This is a genomic window from Paracraurococcus ruber (genome assembly GCF_004353985.1).
Lineage (GTDB): Bacteria > Pseudomonadota > Alphaproteobacteria > Acetobacterales > Acetobacteraceae > Paracraurococcus > Paracraurococcus ruber.
On the sequence record NZ_SMOA01000291.1, the window covers coordinates 1 to 6,293 of the forward strand.

A 6,293-nucleotide genomic window follows, 5' to 3' on the forward strand; every position below is an offset into this window, starting at 1 on the left:
GGCCCCGTGGCTGCGCGGTCACGCCGGCGGGCGGGCGCCTGCCCCGCCGGCGGGCCGGACGCCGCCGCGGGCCGTGCCGGCCGACGGTCGCCGTTGCGACCGGCTCGACAATGCCACACGCCTGGAACGCGATCCCGCGTGGCCCGGCAACCGCCGGCCTTGCGGCCGCGTTTCGGGGCCGGGTACGCTACAGGTGGTGGTCATCGCTGCCCGAGTCACCCAAGACCCTGTGTGCCGAAGAGACCGACAGGGGCCTGGGCAGCGGGGGACGCCGTCCCGCCAATGGCAAAGAGGAGGTGCCGCGATGTCCGGTCTTCAGGCCCGCATGCGCGACCGAGCGACCAACCCCCTCGACGTGCTGGAACAGATCGTCTCCGCCAATGAATGGGCCTTCGAGCGCCGCTCCGACGGCGAGATGGCCGCCGAGGCGCCGGGCAAGTGGTGCGACTATGGCCTGTTCTTCTCCTGGTCGCCGGAGATCAGCGCCATGCACTTCTCCTGCGCCTTCGACATGAAGGTCCCGCCGGAGAACCGCAACCGGCTGTTCGAATTGCTGGCCCTTGCCAACGAGAAGCTGTGGATCGGCCATTTCGGGCTGGAGAGCGAGGATGGCGTGCCCGTCTTCCGCCATGCGGTCCTGCTGCGCGGCGCGCCGTCGGCCAGTGCCGAGAGCCTGGAGGACATGGTGGACATCGCGCTGACGGAGTGCGAACGGTTCTTCCCGGCCTTCCAATTCGTGCTCTGGGGTGGCAAGGCGCCGGCGGACGCCCTGCAGGCCGCCATGCTGGACTGCCAGGGAGAGGCCTGACACCGAACGAAGGACCGGTCATGCAGCCTGCCAGCCCGCCCGAGGAGATGCGCGCCGTCGGGCGCCTGCCCGGCGGGCTGGAGGTGGAGATCCGCCATCGCCGCGGCGGGGCGGCGGGGCCGGAACAGGTGGCGGTGAGCATCACCGCGCCGGCCGGCTTCGAAGCCTGGGGCCGGCGGATGGAAGCCGCCCACCCCATGCTGGCCTGGATCCAGGTCTGGGAAGCCGCCTGGGCGCCCTGGCTGGCACTGATGGGCTGGCAGCCGCCGCGCCTGCCGGGTCGGACGCCACCGGCCCCGCCGGGATAGCCCGGGCCCCCGCGCCCTCGCCGGCCGCGCGACCCCTGTCCTGAGCCCCTTTTCCGGGGGCGGCGTCCACCGCGCCGGACGGCCACGGGGACCGGAGGATGACGGCGTGGCGCCGGCCCCGTCGCCCGCCCGCCCGGCCACGCGCCCCGCGGTGGGGTCGGCCCGCCTTCCCCGGCCGCATCGGCCGTGCCCTCGCTGCCGTCATCCCGCCGGTCGCCCGCGTGGCGCATGGACCCGTCGCCGCGATCGCCGGCTCGACCCCCGGCGCGGGTGCCGCCGCGGGGGCGCGAGGCCGGCCAGGCCCCGACCGTCACCAGTCCCTGCGGACTTGCATCTGCCGCAACAGGCCTGCGCGCCGGAAGTGCCGCTCACGCCCCCGCCATGGGTCTTTGGTTGTGCTTGCCAATCCACATGCACGCATGGTTCGGTCTCGGGTGCCGGGGTCAACGAACCCAAACGAAATGAGGGAGACGTCCGTGGCCGCAATGCCCACGCCGCAGCGCCCTGGCCTGCTCGCGACCGCCGCCATCGCCGCCGGCTTGCTGTTCACCGCCGCACCGGCGATGGCGCAGCTGAAGAGCTACGACAGCAGCCGCCCGAGCTTCTGGCAGAACCCGCCGCCCGACTGGTTCCTGGGCGACGAGACGGAGGAGCAGAAGGGCCTGGCGCCGCCGGTCGGGCCGGCGACGCCGACCCCGCTGGCCGAGCTGCAGGAGAACCTGAAGAAGATCAAGCTGCCGCCCGGCTTCCGGATCGAGGTCTGGGCGCATGGCATCCCCGAAGCGCGGCAGATGGCCTGGGGCGACAACGGCACGCTCTTCGTCGGGTCCTTCGGCGCGACCAATGTCTATGCGGTCACCGAACGCAACGGCCAGCGCAGCGTGGCGACGATCCTCAAGGGGCTGAACATGCCCACCGGGGTCGCCTTCCGCGACGGCGCCCTCTACGTCGCCGCCATCAACAAGATCCTGCGCTACGACAATGCCGAGCGCTCGCTCGAGAACATGCCGCAGCCGGTCACGCTGTATGACGACCTGCCGCCCTATGTCGCGCATGGCTGGAAATACCTGGTCATGGACCGGGAGGGCGCGATGTACTTCAACGTCGGCGTGCCCTTCAACATCGGCATCCCGCCGGCCGGCACCGCGCATATCCGCCGCGTGCATACCAACGGCCTGGGCGAGCAGGTGGCGATGGGCGTGCGCAACAGCGTCGGCGGCGACATCGACCCGCGCACCGGCCAGTTCTGGTTCACCGAGAATGCCCGCGACTGGCTGTCCAACGACCTGCCGAGCGACAAGCTGAACCGGCTGGAGCGGATCGGGACGCATTTCGGCTATCCCTACTGCCACCAGGGCGACCTGCCGGACCCGAAATTCAATGCCGGGCAGAACTGCGCCAACTTCACGCCGCCGGTGCTGAACCTCGGCGCGCATGTCGCGCCGCTGGGGATGAAGTTCTACACCGGCAGCATGTTCCCGGCCGAATACCGCAACAACGTCCTGATCGCCGAGCACGGGTCCTGGAACCGCCGCGTCTACCAGGGCGGCCGGATCATGCGGGTGCAGGTGGACGCGGACGGCAAGAACGCCCGGCAGGAGGTCTTCGCCGAAGGCTGGCTGACCGGCGCGCAGGAGTATTCGGGCCGGCCGAACGACATCATCGTCGCGCGCGACGGCAGCATCCTGGTCGCCGACGACTGGGCCGGCGCGATCTACCGCATCAGCTACAGCCGCTGATCGCCAACCGTCGACCCGAGGGGCCGGCCGCGCCGCGCGGCCGGCCCCGCTTCCCGTCTTCAGCCGGACATCTTCATGCACCCCATTCGCGCCGCCCTTGCGGCCGCCCTGTGCAGCCTGGCCGTTCCCGCCAAGGCCGCCGATATCGAGGCCGGGCGGCAGCGCGCCCAGCAATGCATCACCTGCCACGGCGCCGAGGGCATCACCGCCGATCCGTCCATCCCCTCCCTCGCCGGGCAGAAGGAACGCTACCTGCAATGGCAGCTGGTGTTCTTCCGCAGCGGCCGGCGGCAGAACCCGGTGATGAACACCCTGGCGGCCGCGCTGTCGGACGAGGAACTGCGCAACCTCGGCGCCTATTTCGCGTCCCTGCCGCGGGCCAACCCGCCGGCCGGCGCGCCCGACCCGGCGCTGCATGCGCGGGGCAAGCAGGCGGCCGCGCGCCACCGCTGCGCCGCCTGCCACATGGACGACTATGGCGGCAACCAGGCGGCGCCCGCCGTCGCGCACCAGACGCGCGTCTACACCGCCAAGGCGCTGCAGGACTACCGCACCGCCGCCCGCCCCAGCGTCGGCGTCGCGGCGATGAACGAGGTGGCGGGCGCGCTGTCCGAGGAGGAGATCGCCGCCCTCGCGGTCTATCTGGAGAATCCCGACTGATGCGCATCCTGCTGCTGGCCGCCGCGCTGCTCGGCCTTTCCGCGCCGGCGCGCGCGCTCGACGACATCGCCGCCTTCGAGCGCGGCTTCGCCGTCTCGCTCTGGCAATTCGATGCCTGCGGCGATGGGCTGGCGGGCCGCATCTTCCGCCAGGCGCTGGCCGAGCGCATGGCGCATTGCCCCTTCAGCGCCGAGGCGCGGGAACGCTACCGCACCCGCACGCGCGCCGAGTTCCGCAAGGCGCGGGAGCGGATGACCGAGATGGTGGAGGCGCGCGGCGGCCTGCCCGACCGGCTGGAGGGCATGGGCGGGACCTGCCGCGCCCTGCAGGACAGCGCGCCCTACCGCGAATTCCGCGCCCTGCTGGAGCGCTATTCGGAAGGCGGCGTGCCGGCCGAGGCAGTGATCCCCGCCGCCTGCGACGCCCCCGACATCCTGCCCTGAGGGCCGGGTCGGGACGGGCGGCCGGATCGCCTCGTTCCCGACCAGGCCGGGCGCTGCGGAACGGCGGCCCGCCGCCGGGGCGGCAGCCCCGTCGAGCCGCGGGGCCAGCCTGCCGATCCCGGCATCCGGGCAGGTGCCGGTCGCCGCGACGCCGGGCTTCTGCCGCCTGCGGCAGCCGGCCGATCGGCGCGCGGCGGCCGCGGGGCGCCTGGCGTTCCGGGCCTGCCGCGGCGGTCGGCCCGCAGCCTGGCGGCCATCGCCATGGCTACGGCGCCGCGCGGTCCGCGCGCTAGGCTGGCCTGCGGGCGTCGGGAGGTCCGCCGCCCGGCGTCAGGCCTCGTGCTTCGGCCCGGTATCGGCGCCCGGCGGCGGGACCTGGCCGCGCCGGTCGAGCGCGGCGCGCACCCGGTCCGCCAGTTCGTTCCGCCGGTAGGGCTTGCCGATCACGTCCATGGAGGAGGCACGTGGCGCCTCCACCACCAACTCCTCGTTGTAGCCGGTGGTCAGCAGCACGGCGAGATCGGGCATCCGGTCCCGCATCTTCTCCGCCAGCAGGATGCCGTTCATGCTGCCCGGCATGAGGATGTCGGAGAACAGCAGGTCGATTGTCTGGCCCGTGGCGTCCACGACCTCGAGCGCGTCATCGGCATTGGCGGCGACCAGCACCCGGTAGCCGAGCGAGAGCAGGTGCTCCCGCGCCAGGGCCAGCACATCCTCGTTGTCCTCGACCACCAGGATGGTCTCGTTGCCGCCGCGCGGGGCCTCGCCGGTCCGCTCCGCGGCGGGCACGGCGAGCTGCGCCTCCGTCACCGCATCCAGCGCGGGGAAGGCCATGCGGATGGTGGTGCCCTTGCCCGGCGTGCTCTCGATGTCGAGCTTGCCGAGCGACTGCTGCACGAAGCCCTGCACCATGGCGAGGCCGAGGCCGGTGCCCTTGCCGGTCGGCTTGGTGGTGAAGAAGGGCTCGGTCGCGCGTTCCCGGACATAGTCCGGCATGCCCATGCCGTCGTCGCTGACCGAGACGGTGACGTAGCGGCCGTCCGGCACCTCGTCGCCCTCCAGCGTGACGGTGCCGGTGGCGATGGTGATGACGCCGCCCATCGGCATGGCGTCGCGGGCGTTGATGACGACGTTCAGCAGCGCCATCTCGAGCTGGTTGGGATCGACATGCGCGGTCGGCAGCCGCCGGCGCAGGGTGAATTGCAGGTCGATCTGCCGCCCCACCGTGCTTTCCAGCATGTCGCCGAAGCCGGTCAGCAGCGCGTTCAGGTCGACAGGCCGGGGCGAAAGGCGGGTCTTCCGCGCGAAGGCCAGCAGCTGCTTGGTCAGCTTGGCGCCGCGTTCCGCCGCATGCCGCGCGGTGTCGGCCAGCAGGCGCTGCCGCTCCTCCGTCAGCTCGTCGCGCAGGATGTCGAGATTGCCGGAGATGACCTGCAGCAGGTTGTTGAAGTCATGCGCGAGGCCGGCGGTGAGCTGGCCGATCGACTCCATCTTCTGTGCCTGGCGGAAGGCCTGTTCGGCGGTGTGGCGCCGGGTGACGTCCAGCTGGGAGGCGAAGAAGTACAGCAGCTTGCCGGCGGTGTCGTGCACCGGCGCGATGAACAGGGCGTTCCAGAAGGGCGTGCCGTCGCGCTTGTAGTTCAGGATCTCGACGGAGATGGGCCGTTCCTCGGCGATCGCCTGGTGCAACTCCTCCACCGCCTCGCGGTCGGTCTGGGCGCCCTGCAGGAAGCGGCAATTGCGGCCGACGATCTCCTTCTCGGTATAGCCGGTCAGCTGCTGGAATGCGCGGTTGGCGAAGACGATCGGGTTGTCCGGCAGGTTCGGATTGGTCAGGATCATCGGCATGCGCGTCAGCTCGACCGCGGCGAAGAAGACGTCCCCGCGGTCGGTCAGCCCGGGGCCGTCCACCCGCGGTTCCGGCCAGGCGCCGTCGCCGGCCCGCGTCTGCAGCGGGGATGCGGTGTCGATCCGGGCCAGGCCGGATGCGACTGCGTCCGCAAGGGCATCGTCGACGCGTTCGGCGCGCTCGGCGCGCTTGCCTTGCCGCGGCTTGTCCGGGGTCCGGCCGTCCACCGTGGTCTGCCCTCCTCTGCGTGCCTGACAGCGGAAGTACCGGGCAGTAATCGCCAGCGCAGCGCCTCCGCTGCCTCGATTCCTGCCAGAACCCTCCGACTTTGTCACTCGGGACGGAAGTATCCCTTAGCAAGCCTAAGAGTCCATCCGGGATCATGTTCTGGTTTGGCAGAGCCTTCGCAGCATGAGGCGGACGGAGGCCCAGCGCAGGAAGCACAGGCCTGACCGGTTCAGGCACTCCCAGTCCTTGGCGAGCCGA

At 71.7% G+C, this 6,293-nt stretch carries 6 protein-coding genes and 1 pseudogene; 5 read left to right on the forward strand and 2 right to left on the reverse strand.

What is annotated here, in order from left to right; all coding sequences use genetic code 11:
* The first annotated feature begins 304 nt into the window (after positions 1–304).
* The 5 genes from E2C05_RS27195 to E2C05_RS27215 all read left to right on the forward strand — a co-directional run bounded on the left by E2C05_RS27195 (position 305) and on the right by E2C05_RS27215 (position 3,958).
* Positions 305–808 carry a type III secretion system chaperone family protein gene (locus E2C05_RS27195; protein ID WP_133222787.1) on the forward strand — a complete coding sequence of 168 codons (504 nt, stop codon included), beginning with the start codon at positions 305–307 and terminating at the stop codon, positions 806–808.
* A 20-nt stretch (positions 809–828) separates the two neighbouring features.
* Complete coding sequence (locus E2C05_RS27200) at positions 829–1,116, forward strand: hypothetical protein (RefSeq protein WP_158292397.1); 288 nt, start codon at positions 829–831, stop codon at positions 1,114–1,116.
* 485 nt (positions 1,117–1,601) lie between these two features.
* Positions 1,602–2,855 carry a PQQ-dependent sugar dehydrogenase gene (locus tag E2C05_RS27205; RefSeq protein WP_133222792.1) on the forward strand — a complete coding sequence of 418 codons (1,254 nt, stop codon included), beginning with the start codon at positions 1,602–1,604 and terminating at the stop codon, positions 2,853–2,855.
* A 75-nt stretch (positions 2,856–2,930) separates the two neighbouring features.
* The gene (locus E2C05_RS27210; RefSeq protein WP_133222789.1) at positions 2,931–3,515 is read left to right on the forward strand and encodes a c-type cytochrome; all 585 of its coding nucleotides are present in this window, start codon (positions 2,931–2,933) and stop codon (positions 3,513–3,515) included.
* Positions 3,515–3,958 carry a hypothetical protein gene (locus E2C05_RS27215; protein ID WP_133222790.1) on the forward strand — a complete coding sequence of 148 codons (444 nt, stop codon included), beginning with the start codon at positions 3,515–3,517 and terminating at the stop codon, positions 3,956–3,958. The genes E2C05_RS27210 and E2C05_RS27215 overlap by 1 nt, the downstream gene beginning before the upstream one ends.
* 330 nt (positions 3,959–4,288) lie before the next feature.
* Here E2C05_RS27215 and E2C05_RS27220 read toward each other — a convergent pair whose 3' ends face one another.
* On the reverse strand, positions 4,289–6,034 hold the full coding sequence (locus tag E2C05_RS27220) for a histidine kinase famiy protein (RefSeq protein ID WP_133222791.1): 1,746 nt from the start codon (positions 6,032–6,034) through the stop codon (positions 4,289–4,291).
* A 153-nt stretch (positions 6,035–6,187) separates the two neighbouring features.
* Positions 6,188–6,293, reverse strand: a pseudogene (locus E2C05_RS27225) (IS5/IS1182 family transposase); the annotation flags it as partial.